This is a genomic window from Azospirillum formosense, assembly GCF_040500525.1.
GTDB lineage: Bacteria > Pseudomonadota > Alphaproteobacteria > Azospirillales > Azospirillaceae > Azospirillum > Azospirillum formosense_A.
Genome location: NZ_CP159403.1, coordinates 208858 through 224592, shown reverse-complemented (window position 1 = coordinate 224592; position 15735 = coordinate 208858). Strand labels below are relative to the sequence as shown.

The window sequence follows — 15735 nt, the reverse complement described above, 5'->3', positions numbered from 1 at the left end:
CTTGACCGAAGTTATCCACAAAAAAGTGCATAAGACGGTGGATAAGGCTGTTGAACCCTCGGTCCCGCCTGCCCGCCGCGAGGGTGTCGGAAAACGCCCCCGATACGCCGCCGATTCGGGGTGCCGCACCCCGAACGGCCAGAACCGGCGCACCCCATGCGCCATCCCCTACCCCTAAGATGGTCTGGTCGGTCCAGCCCCCCCTCGCCACTATGAAGCCATGCTTAGCGATGGTGGAAAGGACGGCGGATGGCCCATTTTCTCGTGACCGGCGGCTGCGGCTTCATCGGATCGCATCTGGCTGACCGGCTGATCGGCGACGGGCACCGGGTCACCATCCTGGACGACATGAGCACCGGCCGCCTGGAGAACAAGCCGCTGCTGGCGAAGCTGGTGGTCGGCGACGTCGCCGATCCGGACGCCGTCCATCAGGCGATCCAGGGGGTGGACGGCGTGTTCCATCTGGCCGCCGTCGCGTCGGTCCAGCGCTCGCGCGAGTTGTGGGCGGAGACCCACCGCACCAACCTGTCGGGCACCGTCACCGTCTTCGAGGCGGCGCGCAGCGCCCGCAACGGCAACCCGGTGCCGGTGGTCTACGCCTCCTCCGCCGCGGTCTACGGCGACAACACGGCCACCCCGCTGCGCGAGGACGCCGCAACCCGCCCGCTGTCCGCCTACGGCGTGGACAAGCTGGGCTGCGAGCTGCACGCCAACGTCGCCTGGGCCATCCACGGGGTGCCGACGACGGGCTTCCGCTTCTTCAACATCTACGGGCCGCGGCAGGACCCCTCCTCGCCCTATTCCGGGGTGATCTCGATCTTCGCCCGCCGGGTGGCGCAGGGCGAGGACGTGACGATCTTCGGCGACGGCGAACAGGTCCGCGACTTCGTGTTCGTCGGCGACGTGGTGAATGTCCTCGTCAAGGCGATGGAGCGCCACCCCCAGGGGGCGGAGGTCTTCAACCTGTGCACCGGCCGCCCGACCTCGCTGCTGATGCTGCTGGAGGTGCTGCAGGAGCTGTGCGCCAGCCGGGTGCGCCGCCAGCACCAGCCGGCGCGGGCCGGCGACATCCGCGTGTCGATCGGCGACCCGGCGCGGCTGCGCGCCACCTTCGGCGAGGGGTGCCGCTTCGGCCTGCTGCAGGGGTTGAGCGCCACCCTGACCGGGGAGATGCCGCAGTAACCCCGCGGCCTTCCGCCCCTACACGTCGCGGCTTTCCAGCCGGGGCAGCCCGACCACCTTCAGGCGGCTCTCGCTGAGTTCCCCCACTTGATCGAGGATCGGCAGGGCGACCGCGGCGACATGGGCGTTGATGCGCTTCAGGTCGCGCAGGATGTCCAGCACCAGGGCGCTGGTCTCGATGCTCGCGGCATCGCCGCGGCGCACGCGGTCGAGATGGCGGGCGGTGGCGGTGCGCTCCAGCGCCCGCACCGCGTCCTTGCCGGCGACGAGCTGGCGGGCCAGCCGCCGGTCCTCCCCGATCAGGATGCCCAGCGCCGTGCGCAGGTTCTCCACCGTGCGGCGGTGCAGCTCCTCGACCTCGCGGAAATCCTCCGGCGCGAAATGCAGGTGGTGGCGGATGCGCTTGGCGGCGAGTTCCATCAGGCTCTTGTCGATGATGTCGCCGATGTGCTCCAGGTTGATGGCGAAGGCCATCAGGTCGTCGACCCGCCGGGTCTCCTCCACATCCAGGTGACGGCGCCCGAGCTTGGCGAGGTAGAGCTTGATGGCGGTGTGCAGCCGGTCCACCCGGTCGTCGGCGCGGCTGACCTCGGCGATCGGGCGCTCGTCGTTCTGGCGCAGAGCGGTCAGGCTGCGGCACAGCATATCCTCCACCAGATCGCCCAGCCGCAGCGTCTCGCGCACCGCGCCGGCGATGGCGACGGAGGGCGTCTCCAGCGCCGACTCGTCGAGATGCCGGGGCGTCGCCGCGTCCTCGCCCGCGTCCTCCGGCTGGGGCAGCAGCCCTTCGGTCAGCCGGGCGAGCGGAGTCACCAGCGGCAGGAAGAGCAGCGCCAGCGCGGCGTTGAAGGCGACGTGCGCGCTGACCACCGCCGTCAGCGGGGCCATGCCGGCCAGGAACGACGACGCCATGGGCACCAGCGGCAGGGCCAGAAGCGACCCGGTCACCCGCACCAGCAGGTTGCCCAGCGGCACCCGCCGCGCCGGCGCGCCGTCGGCCGCCGTGGCCAGCACCGCCGGCACGGCGCCGCCCAGATTGGCGCCCAGGACCAGCGCCACCGCCGTCTCGGTCCCGATCACCCCCGCTCCGGCCAGCGACCCCGCCAGCATCACCGTGGCGAGGCTGGAATGCACCGCCGCGGTCAGCGCCGCGGCGACGATCAGCGCGAACAGCGGCTCGCCGCCCAACGCCTCCAGCATCGCCTGGACCAGCGCCGACTCCCGGACCGGCAGGGTGGCCGCGCCGAGCAGCTTCAGGGCGAGCAGCATCAGCCCGATGCCGACCAGGATGCGGGCCAGCGCCCGCCGCCCGCGATGCTCGCCGCCCAGCGCGTGCAGCGCCCCGCCGAGCAGCAGCAGGCTGGGCGACAGCCAATGCAGATCGATGGCGAGCAACCGGGCGACGAGGCTGGTCCCGACGTCGGCGCCCAGCATCACCGCCAGCGCCATGGGGGTGGTCATGAAGCCCTGCCCGGCCATGGAGGCGGTCATCAGCGCGGTGGCCGTGCTGCTCTGCACCGCGATGGTCGCGGCGACCCCGGCCAGGAAGGCGGCCAGACGGTTGCGCGTGCCGTAGCCGACCCAGCGGCGAACCGCCGCCCCGCCCCACCGGAAGACGCCCGTCCGCACCAGCCGCAGCGCCCACAGCAGCAGCGCCACGGCGCCGAGGATGTCGATCAGGACCAGGGTGGGCGAGACGGCGGCGGTCGAGATGGCGGGCCTCCCGGCGTGTGGGCCTCAACAACAGGACGATGGAGAGTGGGACGTCATGAAAACGTAACAATCGCAGGGCGCAACCTGATCCCCCGCGAAAGGCGTATCCCTTTTGCCAGGATACGCTCCTTACCCCCGCGTCACCAGCCGGATGCCCAGCGCAACCGGCAGGATGCCCAGCAGGTCCCAGGGCTGCACCGTCTCGCCCAGCAGCGCCCAGCCGAACAGCATGCCCAGGGGCGGCATCAGGAAGTGATAGGCGCTGGCCTCCGTGGCGCTCGTCCGCTGCAGCAGGCGGAACCACAGCAGGTAGCCGCCGATCGACACCACCAAAGCCTGATAGACCAGCGACCCGGCGAAGCCGGCGGTCAGCCGGATCGACCCGGCGTCCTCCAGCAGCAGCCCGAGGGGCAACAGCGCCAGCCCCGCCGCCAGCACCTGCACCCCGGTGCCGGCGAGCAGCCCGGTCCGCGGCGCCAGCCGCTTGAACAGCAAGGTCCCCGCCGACAGCGCCACCAGAGCGCCGACCGCAAGCGCGATGCCCAGCGGCGCGTCGGTCCCGCTGCCCAGCCGTCCGCGCACCACCAGCGCCACCCCGGCCACCCCCAGCGCCAGCCCCACCGCCTTGCGCCGGGTCATCGCCTCGCCCAGCAGCAGGGCGGCCAGCGCCGCGGTCAGCACCGGGTTGGCGCTGACGATCAGTGCCGTGAGGCCGGACGACACGTGGGTCATGCCGCTGTAGCTCAGCCCCAGATAGAGCGCGTGGTTGAGCAGGCCGAGCAGCGCCAGCAGGCCAAGCGTCCGTCCGGCCATCCCCCGGTACTCGCCCTGCCACGCCGCGACCGCGGCCAGCAGCACCCCGGCGATCAGGAAGCGGAAGGCCAGCAGCAGCAGCGGCGGGCAGTCGGCCAGCCCGACCTTTCCGGCGGCGAAGGCCGAACTCCACGCGAGGCAGAAGGGCACGACCAGGGCGAGCGGCGCCGCCCGCGGGTCGGTCAGGGGTAAGGGGTGCGTGGCAGCGTGCGTCATGGCCGGTCCTCTCCCATGCGGAATGGTGCGCGTCGGAGAGAGGATGGCGCGGGACCTTTTCATTTGGAAATTGGATGATATCATTCATTGCATTCGAAACGTGAATGGTCGATCCGATGCGCGAGATGGATCTGGGCCTGCTGCGCACCTTCGTCTCGGTGGTGGACGCCGGCGGCTTCACGCGGGCCGGCGAGCGGGTGCACAAGACGCAATCGACGGTCAGCCAGCAGATCCGCCGGCTGGAGGAGCAGGTCGGCCTGCCGCTTCTTGACCGCAACAGCCGCGCCGTCGTGCTGACCGACGACGGGGAACGGCTGCTCGGCTACGCCCGCCGGCTGCTGGCGCTGAACGACGAGGCGAACGCCGTCCTCTCCGGGCGCCCGGCGGCGGAGGTGGTGCGGCTGGGCGTGCCGGAGGATTACGCGGTGGAGCGGCTGCCCCTGCTGCTCGCCGACTTCGCGCGGGCGAACCGGCGGCTGCGGCTGGACGTGCGCTGCGCCCTGTCGGTGCGGCTGCGCGCCGACGTGGAGTGCGGCGACCTCGACATCGCCCTGGTCAAGCAGGAACCCGGCCGCCCCGGCGCGCTGCGCGCGTGGCGGGAGCCGCTCTGCTGGGTCGGCCCGGCGGCGGAGGACCTGCACCGCGAGGACCCGCTGCCGCTGGTGCTGTTCCCGCAGGGCTGCGTCTACCGCAACCGCGCGGTGCACGAGCTGGAGCGCGCCGGACGGCGCTGGCGGGTCGCCTATTCCAGCCCCAACCACGCCGGGGTGCGCGCCGCGGTGTCCGGCGGGCTGGGCGTCAGCGTGCTCCCCCACAGCGCCCTGCCGCCCGGCGCCCGCTTCCTCGGCGTGGCGGACGGCCTGCCGGCGCTGCCGGAAACCGAATTGGCGCTGCTGACCGGAAGCGCGGCGCGGAGCGCGGGGGTGGAGATGGTCACGGCCCTGCTGACGGAGAGCCTTCCCGAACCGGTGTGGGCGTGAGGGGCACGGCGGAGCAAGCCAAGGACGGGCTACCCCTTTCGCGCACCCCAAAAAGATCACGCCCCTTGGAGCGGTCGGATGGATGAAGACTCGACCCCCGGATGTTCATCCGGATGAGACGTATCCTGGAGCCATCATGACGCACATCCGCTTCACCCCCAAATCCATCGCCATCGCGCTGCTTGCCGGTGTGGCGGCCTTGGGCGCTGGAGCGTCCCCGGTCCTCGCCGATCCTCCCGATTGGGCGCCGGCCCACGGCTGGCGCGCCAAGCAGGAGCGCCACCACGAGCGCGAGCGCCATGACCGCGAGCGGGCCCGCTACTACGATCACGGCTACATCGACGGCGGCTATGGCGACGGGCGCGTGGTGATCGTCCGCCGTCCCCCGCCGGTGGTGGTCTACGAGGAGCCGCCGGTCGTGCATTACGCCCCGGCCCCCGTCTACATCGAGGAACCGCCGCCGGTGATCGTCCAGCAGCGCCCGCGCGCGGTCCGCGCGGCGCCGCCGATGGTGGAATGCGGCCCGCTCGACGGCGACCTGATCGGCGTGCTGGGCGGAGCGGCCGTCGGCGGGCTGGTCGGCTCGCAGTTCGGGCGCGGCGACGGCAAGCTGGCGGCGACCGCCGCCGGCACGCTGGGCGGCGCCATGCTGGGCGGCGCGATGACGCGCGGCGGCGGTTGCTAAGCCCCGACCGAGGTCAACCGACTCCCCAGCCGCCGGTGTCCGGGAAAGGGACCGGCGGAGGGGGAGCCATGGCGACGGTGGATGGCGCCGTCAATCCCGTGGGCAGCGGCGGCGCGTCCGCCGGAGTTGGCAGCAGCCGGGCGGCCCTCGTCCACCAGCGCGGCTGCGCCGCCTGGATCGAGCGGGCCGCAGCGGCTGCACGCTCCGCATCGGCGTAGAGGCCGAAGCAGGTCGCCCCGCTGCCCGACAGGCGGGCCAGCAGGCAGCCGTCCGTGCCGTCCAGCGCCGCCAGCACCGCGGCGATCACCGGAGCGACGGTCAGCGCCGGTTCGGTCAGGTCGTTGCGCCGCTCGCTGAGCAGCGCGGCCAGCGCCGCGGCGTCGGCCGGCGCCTCGGCGAAGCGGGCCGGGGCGGAGAAGCCCCCCCGGCGCGCCTTGAACACGGCGGGGGTCGGCACCGGCACGCCGGGGTTGACCAGCACCGCGTAGGTCTCCGGCAGGGCCGGCGCCTCCTCCAGCACCTCCCCAACGCCGCTGAAATAGCAGCTCCGCCCGGCGACGCAGACCGGCACGTCGGCGCCCAGCGACGCCGCGACCTCGTAGAGGCGCGGGTCGGCCACCGCCACGCCCCACAGCCGGGCCAGGGCGCGCAGCGTCGCGGCGGCGTCCGCCGAACCGCCACCGATCCCGGAGGCGACGGGCAGCGCCTTCTCCAACGCGATCATCGCGTCGGCCTCCCGCCCCAGCCGGGCGGCCAGCGCGTGGGCGGCGCGGATGACGAGGTTCTGGGCCGGGCTCTCGCCCATCAGCGCCGGGCCGAAGGGTCCGGAGATGGCCAGCCGCGGCCCGACCGGCGGCAGGTCGGCCCCGCGCAGAGCGATCCGCGCCACGCCCGGCTGCACCGTCACCCGGTCCGCCACGTCGGCGAAGGCGACGAGGCTGTCCAACTCGTGATAGCCGTCGTCCCGGCGGCCGACCACATGCAGATAGAGGTTCAGCTTGGCCGGCGCGGCTTCGGCGATGGCGCTCATGATCGGGTCCCCGCAAACGAAAAACCCTTCCTCCCGACAGGGGGAAGACGGGGTTTATGCGGCATGGGTGCGGCGAGCGCCAGACCCCACATGCCCGGCCGTCGGACAAACGGGTTGGGCCGGACGCGTCTTCCGTCCTTGACGCCTCGGCCCGGCGCGCCTAGCTTTCCGGCCATGACGACGCGCACGCACCACTTCGGCCGCTATTATCCGCTGCTCCCATAGGGCGGCGCGTTCGGTCTTGACCATAGGAACCATGCCGCCGCGGACCGGCGGCATGTGCTTCGACAGATGATCTCCGGGACGCGGCCCTTCCCTTCCGGAGATCAGCACCATGGCGACACCCGCCGCTTCCAGCCCCTTCCAGTCCGACTTCCTGCGCGTGCTCGACGAGCGCGGCTTCCTGCACCAGGGCAGCGACCTGTCGGGCCTCGACGCCCTGCTGCGCCGGGGGCCGGTCGGCGCCTACATCGGCTTCGACGCCACGGCGGACAGCCTGCATGTCGGGCACCTCGTGTCGATCATGGTGCTGCGCTGGTTCCAGAAGACCGGCAACCGGCCCGTCGTGCTGATCGGTGGCGGCACCACGCGCATCGGCGACCCCAGCTTCCGCGACACCAGCCGCCCGATGCTGGACGACGCGCAGATCGCCGCCAACATGGCCGGCATCGGCCGGGCCTTCGCCCAGTACCTGTCCTTCGGCAGCGAACAGCCGAACGGCGCGGTGATGGTCGACAACGCCGACTGGCTGGACGAGCTGCGCTACATCCCGATGCTGCGCGACATCGGGCGCCACTTCACCGTCAACCGGATGCTGAGCTTCGATTCCGTCAAGCTGCGGCTCGACCGCGAGCAGCCGCTGACCTTCCTGGAATTCAACTACATGATCCTCCAGGCCTTCGACTTCCTGGAGCTGTCGCGCCGCCACGGCTGCCGGCTGCAGATGGGCGGGTCGGACCAATGGGGCAACATCATCAACGGGATCGAGCTGGCCCGCCGCGTCGACGGAACGGAGCTGTTCGGCCTGACCACGCCGCTGCTGACCACCGCGTCGGGCGCCAAGATGGGCAAGACGGCGGCGGGGGCGGTGTGGCTGAACGCCGACCGGCGCAGCCCGCACGATTTCTGGCAGTTCTGGCGCAACACGGAGGACGCGGACGTCGGCCGCTTCCTGCGCCTGTTCACCGAGCTGCCGCTGGACGAGATCGCCCGGCTGGAGGCGCTCCGGGGATCGGAGATCAACGAGGCCAAGAAGATCCTCGCCCATGAGGCCACATCCCTCTGCCACGGCGCGGCGGCGGCGGCCGAGGCCGGGGAGACCGCCCGCCGGGTCTTCGAGGAGGCCGCAGCCGGCGACGGCCTGCCGACGGTGGAGGCCGCCCGCGCCGACCTCGCCGCCGGCGTCCGGCTGGCCGACCTGCTGGCCGCCGCCGGGCTCGCCGAGTCCAAGGGGGCCGCAAGGCGGCTGATCCGCGACGGCGGGGCGCGGGTGAACGGCTCCCCCGTCACCGACGAGGCGGCGCTTCTGACCCTGGGAGACCTCGACGGCGACGGGCAGGTCCGCCTGTCCGCCGGGCGCAAGCGCCACGCGCTCCTGCGGGTCCGGTGAGCGGAACCGGAGCCGGGGCGCCCTCAGCGGCCCCCGGCTTCGGCCACCACCTGCTTCAGGTGATGGGACGACACCGGCTTGTGCAGGATGGCGAAGCCGCTGCGCTGGGCCTCGACGATGCGTTCGGGGGCGGTGTCGCCGGTCAGGATGATGCTGGGGATCGACGCCCGGCAATGGGCGTGGATGGCGCGCAGGGCCTCCGGCCCGGTCTTGCCGTTGCGCAGCCGGTAGTCGGCCAGGATCACGTCCGGCCGCCGCCCGGCCTCGTCGAGCAGGCGGATCGCCTCGTCCCCGGCGGTGGCGGCGATGACCTCATAGCCCCAGCCCTCCAACATGGCGCGCAGCCCCATCAGGATGATCACCTCGTCGTCGATGATCAGGACGAGCCGGCACCCGCCGCCCTCCGTCCGCCCGACCGCCGGAACCGTCGTCACCGCCGGGCGCAGCGGTTCGGCGGCGGGGACGGTGACCAGGAAGGTCGATCCGCTGCCCGGCCGCGACCGCAGGGCCACGGAATGGCCGAGCAGGGCGCACAGCCGCCGCACGATGGCGAGGCCAAGACCAAGCCCCTTCTCGCGATCGCGCTCCGGGTTGCCGAGCTGGGTGAATTCCTCAAAGATGTCCTCCTGGCGGTCCGGCGGAATGCCGGCGCCGCTGTCGCACACGGCGATGTGGAAGCGGCGGCGCGACCGCCGCACGCCCAGCAGCACCCCGCCCCGCCCGGTGTAGCGCAGCGCGTTGTCGAGCAGGTTGCGGATGATCCGCTCCAGCAGCATGGGGTCGCTGCGCGCGTGCAGCGTGGTCGGCACGACGCGCAGGGTCAGGCCGCGCCGCGCCGCCTCCGGCGCGTATTCGGCGGCAAGGCGTTCGAAGAGGGGCTGGATCGCCACGGTGGTCGTCACCGGCTCGACCACCCCGGCGTCGAGCTTGGAGATGTCCAGCAGGCCGTCGAGCAGGCGCTTCAGCGCCTCCAACGCCTGCTGCATGGTCTTCAGCGTGCCGTGGCCCGGGGTGCCCTGCGTCTGCTCGCCCAGCGCCGAGGTGAGGAAGAACAGCGACTGCACCGGCTGGCGCAGGTCGTGGCTGGCCGCGGCGAGGAAGCGCGACTTCGCGCGGTTGGCCCGCTCCGCCTGATCCTTGGCGCGGCGCAGCGCCGATTCGGTGCGCTTGCGCTCGGTGATGTCGCGCAGGATGGCGGTGAAGAAGCGGTCGCCGCCGTCGCTCCAGGCCGAGAGCGACAGCTCCAGCGGCACCGCCAGCCCGTCGCGGCGGCGGCCCTCGACCTCGCGGGCGACGCCGTCGGCCAGCCGGTCCGCGCTGAGGGGCTCCGTGATCAGGCCGCCGGGGATCAGGCGGCGCACGTCCGTCCCGACCGCGTCGGCCGGGGAATGGCCGAAGACGCGCTCCGCGCCGCGGTTGTAGGTGTGCACCGTGCCGTTGGCGTCCACCAGAAGAATCGCGTCGGCGGCGGTCTCCAGCAGGGAGCGGTGGCGCTCCACCGCCCGACGGATGGCCCGTTCGTCCTCCTTGCGGCGCGTCACGTCCTGGGCGTAGACGGCCAGCCGGTCGCCGGTGGCGAACAGGCGCAGGGCGTACCAGTCGCCACCGCCCCGATTCCCCTCACCGACCAGCCGGATCTCGAATTCCTCCGGCTCCCCGCGGTCCAGCGCGTCGCGCAGGCGCGCGGCGAAGGTCTCGGCCACTCCGGGCGGCAGCAGAGCCACGAAGACATGGCCCACGAGGTCCCCGCCGTCGCCGAACAGGCGCGCCGCCTTGTCGTTGGCGAGCGTCACGCGGCCCTCGTGGTCCAGCTCGACCACCGCGTCGGTGGAGGCGGCGAGGATCGCGGCCATGCGGTGTTCGGCGGCGTGGGCGGCGTCGCGGGCCCGTTCCCGCGCCTGGAGTTCCTGCGCCATGGAGTCGAAGGCGAGGCCCAGGGCACCGATCTCCGATGTGTCGCCCGGCCGTCCGATCCGCGCGTCCCGGTCCCCGGCGCTCCACCGCTCGACCACCCGCTTCAGCCGGGCCACCGGGCGCAGCACGAACAGCCGCGCGCCGATCCAGGCGGCGGCCAGGGACAGCGCCGCGGCCAGCGCCAGCAGGAAGGCGCTGCGCTCCGCCGCGGCGGTGACGGGGCGCAGCGCCTCCGTCCGGTCCAGACCGACCGCCAGGAACAGCTCGCGCACCTTCTGGTCCACCGGCGCGTAGGCCAGGATCCGCGGCTCGCCGTCCAGCCCGGCGACCTCCGCCACGCCGTCGGACGGCGCGCGCAGCAGGGCCATCAGCGGTTCGGGAAGCGGCTTGCCCACCCGCTGCTCGTCCGTTGCGGGGAAGCGGCCCAGCAACGTGCCGTTGCGGTCGGCCAGCACCAGCATGGCGTTCGGCGGCAGCGGCTTCTCCGCCAGATAATCGCGCAGCCATCCGGCGTCGAGCGCGATGGACACCACCCCCGCCATGCGGCCCGCCCCGTCGGTGTAGGGCGCCGCGAAGGGCAGCACGGGCCGCCCGTCCAGCCGCCGCACCGCGTAGTCGCCGACGACGAAGCCCTGCCCGTACAGCGCCATGCGGATGTGCGGCAGCGCCGCCACCATCAGGCCGTTCAACTTCGAATCGCTGGCGCAGCGGACCGAACCGTCGAGATCGGTCAGGGCGATGCCCTTCACCCGCGGCAGCCGGCCGCGCAGGCGGTTCAGGGTGGAGGAGCATTGCTGCGGATCGACGGCGAGCCGCGGCGCCAGCTCGGCCACCGTCACCAGCACGCCGCGCATGCCCTCCACGACCCGCTGCTGCTCGTCCTGGATCAGCGTCAGGAGGCGGCGGGCCTCCGCCTCGGCCTGCCGCTCCCCCGCCTCGATGGCGGTCAGGCTGTTGTGGGCCAGGATGCCGATGGCCGGCAGGCTGGCGAGAAGAACGAGCAGGACAAGGCGTGTGAGAATGCTCATCGGTGGCCCGGGAACAGCTCGGCGGAAGGGAACGGCACAACCCAGCACTTCCCAAGGGACGAACGGCACCCCGGGTCCGATGCACGCCGTCGTATCCGCGGCAGCGGTGTCCCGCTACCTCGCCGGCCACATCCTTACCTTGCGTTTACCAAAAGGAGGGTCCGCGCTCAACCGACTATTTCGCATACGAATTATAGAGGCGCCGGAGGAACGGGTGCCCGATGCCCCGGCGCCACGGCGTTTCCCGCCCGTCCTCAGGCGGATTCGGCGATGGCCTCGACGCTGCCATCGAGCGCCATCAGCAGCAGTTCCACCTCCAGGTCGGGGTGCCGCGCCTTGATCCCGGCGCCCAGCGCGCGGAGCTGTTCGGTGTGGACGGCGGTCTCCCGCTCCGGGTCCGCCGCCAAGTCCCCCGCCAGGTCCCCCGCCGGATCCGTTTTCAGGAAGACGCGGTAGGCGCCGCAGTCGCGGTGGTCCATGATCATCACGCGCTTGATCCGGTGCAGCTGCTTGGCGACCGCCACATGGTCCCAAAAGGCCTCGCCCCATGCCTTCTTCTGGTCGGTCAGGACGCCCAGCGACGCGCCGGCCAGGATCACATGGTCGTAGCGGTTGGTCAGCCCGCGCCGGTCCATGTAGCGGCCGATGTCGTCGATCAGCCGGTAATCCATGCAGGAGAGCAGAAGCGCCTCCACCTCCCCGGCGGGCTGGGCCGCGCCGGCGCTCAGAGGCGCCATCAGCGCGGCCCCGGCGCCCAGCGCGGCGATCTTCAGAAAGGTCCGGCGGGAGTCGTGCCGAAGGCTGCCGCAGCAGGTCGAGCCCAAGTCGATTCCGGAGCTTTTTCGGTACTGCATGAGGTCTCCACGTCGTTGAGGTTTCGTGGGGCCGAACGCCCGTGGAAACCGCAGTACATCACCGCACCGGACGCGGCACCGACTTGGAGAATTTCTTTCGTGGATCAGAAAGCCACAACTTGATGACAGGATTATCCAGGCAATCCGGATGGAAGATCATGGCTTCGCCACCCGTTGGCTTCGTTGGATGGGGGGCCAAAAGAAACGGGCCGCTTCCCGGATGGGAAACGGCCCGTTCTGCATGGTGCTGCCGGTGTTGCGTTGCTGGTATCAGCCGCGGGTGCTGCCCGAAGCCCGGTCGCCGGTGGCGACCGTGTCGCTGGCCGGCTTCTGCGTGCCGGCGCTGGCGCTGTGGCTGGAGGAGCAATCCGCGCTGGCGACCCCCGCCGTCAGGAGGGCGGCGAGACCGAACAGTACGGCTACCGGCTTGGCTCCATGAGACATTGGATCACCTCCTTTCAAAACTGTTGAACACCGCAACAGCATGTGAGGACGATCCGGCGCGAGTCAACGCCCTATACCGCCCGTACAGGGAGCGGCGCGGCGCGGACGCCAGCTCAGGCCGCGGTCTCCAGCGCCTCCCGCATGGTGCGGAACAGCTCCGCCTTGTCCTCGAAGCCGATTCCCGGCAGGTCCGGCAGGCGGACGCGCCCGTCCTCGACGGCGATGCTGTCGGCGAAGCCGCAGAAGGGCTTGAACACGTCCGGGTAGGACTCGTTGCCGCCCAGATGCAGGCCGGCGGCGATGTTCAGCGACATCTGGTGGCCGCCGTGCGGCACGACGCGGCGGCTCGACCAGCCGTTCTCCGCCAGCATGTCCAGCGTGCGCATGTACTCGACGAGGCCGTAGCTGAGCGCGCAGTCGAACTGCAGCCAGTCGCGGTCCGGGCGCATGCCGCCGTGGCGGATCAGGTTGCGGGCGTCCTGGTGGCTGAACAGGTTCTCGCCGGTCGCCATGGGGCGGTCATAGTGGTTCGCCAGCTCGGCCTGGAGCGCGTAGTCGAGCGGGTCGCCCGCCTCCTCGTACCAGAAAAGGTCGTAGGGCTTCAGCGCCTCGGCGTAGGCGATGGCGGTCTTCAGGTCGAAGCGGCCGTTGGCGTCCACGCAGAGGTTCCGCCCGTCGCCGACCACCTCCAGCACCGCCTCGATGCGGCGCAGGTCGTCCTCCAGGGAGGTGGCGCCGATCTTCATCTTCACGACCTTGTAGCCGCGGTCGCGGTAGCTGCGCATCTCGTCCTGGAGCGCCTCTACCCCCTTGCCGGGGTAGTAGTAGCCGCCCGCGGCGTAGACCCAGACCGACTCGTCGGCAACACCGCCGCGGTAGCGGTCGGCGAGCAGGCGGTAGAGCGGCTTGCCGGCGATCTTCGCAACGGCGTCCCACACCGCCATGTCGATGGTGCCCACCGCGACCGAGCGTTCGCCGTGGCCGCCCGGCTTCTCGTTGGTCATCAGCCGCGCCCAGATCTTGAACGGGTCCAGGTTGCCGCTCGCCTCGTCGATCAGGCTGTCGGGAGCGGCCGAGGTCAGGCGGGGGATGAAGCGCTCCCGCATCAGGCCGCCGGCGCCGTAGCGGCCGTTCGAGTTGAAGCCGTAGCCGATCACCGGCTTGCCGTCGCGCACCACGTCGGTGATGACCGCCACGGTGGAGCAGGTCATCTGGCTGAAATCGATGTAGGCGTTGGCGATGTCGGACTTGATGCCGACGGTCTTTTCCCGGATCTCCACGATGCGCATGGCGCTGCTTCCCCTTGGCTTTTCCGATGCCCCGGGCCGCAGGATAGGGATGGACGGGACCGCCGGGCCAATGCCAGTTTCAAATCGCACGATGCGCGTCCGGCATGATGGGCCGATGGAGCGGGGGTTGGCGGAGCGGCGATGGAACTGAACTGGCTTGAGGATTTCCTCGCCCTGGCGGAGTGCGGCAACTTCTCCCGCGCGGCGCAGCGGCGCAACCTGACGCAGCCGGCCTTCAGCCGCCGCATCCGCGCGCTGGAGGACTGGACCGGCACGCCGCTGTTCGACCGCGGCACCCAACCGGTCGGGCTGACCGAGGCCGGGCGCCGCTTCCGCCCCTTCGCCGACGAGACGGTGCGCCGGCTGCTGCAGGGGCGGGAGGAGGCACGGCTGGCCGGCGGGGCGGCGGCCACGGCGCTGCGCTTCGCGGCGACCCACGCGCTGTCGCTGACCTTCTTCCCGACCTGGCTCGGCCGGCTGGAGGGGCAGGCGCGGCTGGGCGCCATCCATCTGCTGTCCGACAGCATGCAGGCCTGCGAGCAGGTGATGACGCAGGGGCAGGCGCAGTTCCTGCTGTGCCACGCCCATGCGGCGGCCCCCTCCCGGCTGGAGGGCGCGGCCTTCCGCTCGGCCGCGGTGGGAAGCGACCGTCTGGTGCCGGTCTGCGCTCCGGACGGGGCGGGCGCGCCGCGGCACGCCCTGACCGGGAACGGGGCCGCCCTGCCCCATCTCGCCTACAGCCCGGAATCCGGCATGGGGCGCATCGTCACGGCGGCGCGCGGCGGCTTCCCGGCCCCGCTGGCGCTCGACACCGTCTTCACCTCGCACCTCGCCGCGGTGCTGCGCACGCTGGCCCGCGACGGGCGCGGCGTGGCGTGGCTGCCGGACAGCCTGATCGGCGAAGACCTGGCGGCGGGACGGCTGGTGCGGGCCGGCGGGGCGGGCTGGGAAATCCCGGTGGAGGTGCGCCTCTATCGCCCGCGCGCGCGCCAGAGCCCGGCGGCGGAGGCCTTCTGGGCTCTGGCCGCGGCCGCGGTGGCGGAAGAGGCGCCGTAACAGCCATCTCAGGATGGGAGGGATGGGGAATGAGCGGAGCGGGCTACAGGCTGTACGGGGCGCCCGGCTGGGGGTCCGTCCTGGCGGAAGCGATGCTGGTCCAGTGCGGCGCGCCCTTCGTCTTCGAGGACGTCGCGGGCTTCGACGCGCCGGGCGAGGCGCGGCAGCGCTTGCTGGCGCTGAATCCGCTGGGGCAGATTCCGACGCTGGTCCTACCGGACGGGACGGTGATGACGGAAAGCGCGGCCATCGCACTGCTGCTGGCCGAACGGCATCCGGACGCCGGACTGGCCCCGCCGCCGGACGCAGCGGAGCGCGCCGCCTTCTTGCGGCTGCTGGTCTGGCTGGTGGCGAACGTCTACCCGACCTTCACCTACGGCGATTACCCGGAGCGCTGGGTGGCGGAGTCCCCGGAGGCCCTCGGCGCGGCGATGGTGGAGCAGCGCAAGACGCTGTGGCTCTGGCTGGAGTCGCAGCTGGGCGACGGTCCATGGGCGCTGGGGGAGCGCTTCAGCGCGCTCGACATCTACATCGGGGCGATGGTGCATTGGCGGCCCCGCCGCGCCTGGTTCGCGGAACACTGCCCGAAGCTGTCGGGTGTGGCGGGGCGGGCGCTGGCCCTGCCGAATCTGGTGCCGGTCTGGAACCGGAATTTCACGCCGGAGTCCTGAACCGGGAAGCACCGGGTTCATACAGCACGGGGGCGACCCCTGGGCCGCCCCCGTTCAACATTCGGCGCTCCGACCGGAGGCTCGCAATCAACGCTCGTTGATGGCGCGGTACACGATGTAGGCCGGGGTCGCGCGCAGCCAGGCGGCGAGGAACTCGCGGACGGCCCGAAGGGCGGAGGACGGGGCGCGGTCGCTGCCGATGTGGGCGTAGGTCGAGCTGTTCATGGTGGTCTCCAATCGTTGGGAGGCGT

14 protein-coding genes are annotated in these 15735 nt (G+C 71.9%); 6 read left to right on the top strand and 8 right to left on the bottom strand.

Going from position 1 to position 15735, the window contains the following annotated elements:
* The first annotated feature begins 249 nt into the window (after window positions 1-249).
* Window positions 250-1182 (top strand): NAD-dependent epimerase/dehydratase family protein, encoded by a 933-nt coding sequence (locus tag ABVN73_RS14140; RefSeq protein WP_353860299.1) that lies wholly within the window; start codon window positions 250-252, stop codon window positions 1180-1182.
* Between the two features lie 18 nt (window positions 1183-1200).
* Here the strand turns inward: ABVN73_RS14140 and ABVN73_RS14135 are convergent, their stop codons facing one another.
* Together ABVN73_RS14135 and ABVN73_RS14130 are read right to left on the bottom strand one after the other, a co-directional pair.
* Window positions 1201-2841, bottom strand: a complete 1641-nt coding sequence (locus ABVN73_RS14135) for a Na/Pi cotransporter family protein (RefSeq protein WP_353860298.1) — start codon at window positions 2839-2841, stop codon at window positions 1201-1203.
* Window positions 2842-3024: 183 nt separating this feature from the next.
* Window positions 3025-3924 carry a DMT family transporter gene (locus ABVN73_RS14130; protein WP_353860297.1) on the bottom strand — a complete coding sequence of 300 codons (900 nt, stop codon included), beginning with the start codon at window positions 3922-3924 and terminating at the stop codon, window positions 3025-3027.
* 104 nt (window positions 3925-4028) lie between these two features.
* Between ABVN73_RS14130 and ABVN73_RS14125 the strand changes: the two genes are divergently transcribed.
* Both ABVN73_RS14125 and ABVN73_RS14120 read left to right on the top strand, forming a co-directional pair.
* Window positions 4029-4904 (top strand): LysR substrate-binding domain-containing protein, encoded by an 876-nt coding sequence (locus tag ABVN73_RS14125; protein WP_353860296.1) that lies wholly within the window; start codon window positions 4029-4031, stop codon window positions 4902-4904.
* Between the two features lie 136 nt (window positions 4905-5040).
* A complete protein-coding gene (locus ABVN73_RS14120; protein ID WP_353860295.1) occupies window positions 5041-5589 on the top strand; it encodes a glycine zipper 2TM domain-containing protein in 549 nt (182 codons plus the stop codon).
* A 13-nt stretch (window positions 5590-5602) separates the two neighbouring features.
* Here ABVN73_RS14120 and ABVN73_RS14115 read toward each other — a convergent pair whose 3' ends face one another.
* Complete coding sequence (locus ABVN73_RS14115; protein WP_353860294.1) at window positions 5603-6619, bottom strand: 4-(cytidine 5'-diphospho)-2-C-methyl-D-erythritol kinase; 1017 nt, start codon at window positions 6617-6619, stop codon at window positions 5603-5605.
* Between the two features lie 334 nt (window positions 6620-6953).
* Between ABVN73_RS14115 and tyrS the strand changes: the two genes are divergently transcribed.
* A complete protein-coding gene (gene tyrS / locus ABVN73_RS14110) occupies window positions 6954-8228 on the top strand; it encodes a tyrosine--tRNA ligase (RefSeq protein WP_353860293.1) in 1275 nt (424 codons plus the stop codon).
* Between the two features lie 23 nt (window positions 8229-8251).
* On the opposite strand, the gene ABVN73_RS14105 is transcribed toward tyrS, so the two are convergent.
* From ABVN73_RS14105 to ABVN73_RS14090, 4 genes are all read right to left on the bottom strand, one after another.
* Complete coding sequence (locus tag ABVN73_RS14105; protein ID WP_353860292.1) at window positions 8252-11170, bottom strand: PAS domain S-box protein; 2919 nt, start codon at window positions 11168-11170, stop codon at window positions 8252-8254.
* 254 nt (window positions 11171-11424) lie between these two features.
* The gene (locus tag ABVN73_RS14100) at window positions 11425-12024 is read right to left on the bottom strand and encodes a carbonic anhydrase (RefSeq protein ID WP_353860291.1); all 600 of its coding nucleotides are present in this window, start codon (window positions 12022-12024) and stop codon (window positions 11425-11427) included.
* A gap of 270 nt (window positions 12025-12294) precedes the next feature.
* The gene (locus tag ABVN73_RS14095; protein WP_155903579.1) at window positions 12295-12468 is read right to left on the bottom strand and encodes a hypothetical protein; all 174 of its coding nucleotides are present in this window, start codon (window positions 12466-12468) and stop codon (window positions 12295-12297) included.
* A gap of 113 nt (window positions 12469-12581) precedes the next feature.
* Entirely contained in the window at window positions 12582-13757 is a 1176-nt protein-coding gene (locus ABVN73_RS14090; RefSeq protein WP_353860290.1) for a mandelate racemase/muconate lactonizing enzyme family protein, read from the bottom strand.
* A gap of 141 nt (window positions 13758-13898) precedes the next feature.
* On the opposite strand from ABVN73_RS14090, the gene ABVN73_RS14085 reads away from it, so the two are divergent.
* Window positions 13899-14813 (top strand): LysR family transcriptional regulator, encoded by a 915-nt coding sequence (locus tag ABVN73_RS14085; RefSeq protein ID WP_353860289.1) that lies wholly within the window; start codon window positions 13899-13901, stop codon window positions 14811-14813.
* A gap of 29 nt (window positions 14814-14842) precedes the next feature.
* Window positions 14843-15484 (top strand): glutathione S-transferase family protein, encoded by a 642-nt coding sequence (locus ABVN73_RS14080; protein WP_353860288.1) that lies wholly within the window; start codon window positions 14843-14845, stop codon window positions 15482-15484.
* Between the two features lie 87 nt (window positions 15485-15571).
* Here the strand turns inward: ABVN73_RS14080 and ABVN73_RS14075 are convergent, their stop codons facing one another.
* Window positions 15572-15709: a hypothetical protein gene (locus tag ABVN73_RS14075; protein WP_353860287.1), complete on the bottom strand. Its 138-nt coding sequence runs from the start codon at window positions 15707-15709 to the stop codon at window positions 15572-15574.
* Window positions 15710-15735 lie beyond the last annotated feature (26 nt).

Coding starts and splice junctions, on each gene's coding strand:
- ABVN73_RS14120 (WP_353860295.1), top strand. CDS start 5,041: ATGACGCACATCCGCTTCACCCCCAAATCCATCGCCATCGCGCTGCTT.
- ABVN73_RS14090 (WP_353860290.1), bottom strand. CDS start 13,757: ATGCGCATCGTGGAGATCCGGGAAAAGACCGTCGGCATCAAGTCCGAC.
- ABVN73_RS14140 (WP_353860299.1), top strand. CDS start 250: ATGGCCCATTTTCTCGTGACCGGCGGCTGCGGCTTCATCGGATCGCAT.
- ABVN73_RS14105 (WP_353860292.1), bottom strand. CDS start 11,170: ATGAGCATTCTCACACGCCTTGTCCTGCTCGTTCTTCTCGCCAGCCTG.
- ABVN73_RS14100 (WP_353860291.1), bottom strand. CDS start 12,024: ATGCAGTACCGAAAAAGCTCCGGAATCGACTTGGGCTCGACCTGCTGC.
- ABVN73_RS14080 (WP_353860288.1), top strand. CDS start 14,843: ATGAGCGGAGCGGGCTACAGGCTGTACGGGGCGCCCGGCTGGGGGTCC.
- ABVN73_RS14115 (WP_353860294.1), bottom strand. CDS start 6,619: ATGAGCGCCATCGCCGAAGCCGCGCCGGCCAAGCTGAACCTCTATCTG.
- ABVN73_RS14130 (WP_353860297.1), bottom strand. CDS start 3,924: ATGACGCACGCTGCCACGCACCCCTTACCCCTGACCGACCCGCGGGCG.
- ABVN73_RS14085 (WP_353860289.1), top strand. CDS start 13,899: ATGGAACTGAACTGGCTTGAGGATTTCCTCGCCCTGGCGGAGTGCGGC.
- tyrS (WP_353860293.1), top strand. CDS start 6,954: ATGGCGACACCCGCCGCTTCCAGCCCCTTCCAGTCCGACTTCCTGCGC.
- ABVN73_RS14075 (WP_353860287.1), bottom strand. CDS start 15,709: ATGAACAGCTCGACCTACGCCCACATCGGCAGCGACCGCGCCCCGTCC.
- ABVN73_RS14125 (WP_353860296.1), top strand. CDS start 4,029: ATGGTCGATCCGATGCGCGAGATGGATCTGGGCCTGCTGCGCACCTTC.
- ABVN73_RS14095 (WP_155903579.1), bottom strand. CDS start 12,468: ATGTCTCATGGAGCCAAGCCGGTAGCCGTACTGTTCGGTCTCGCCGCC.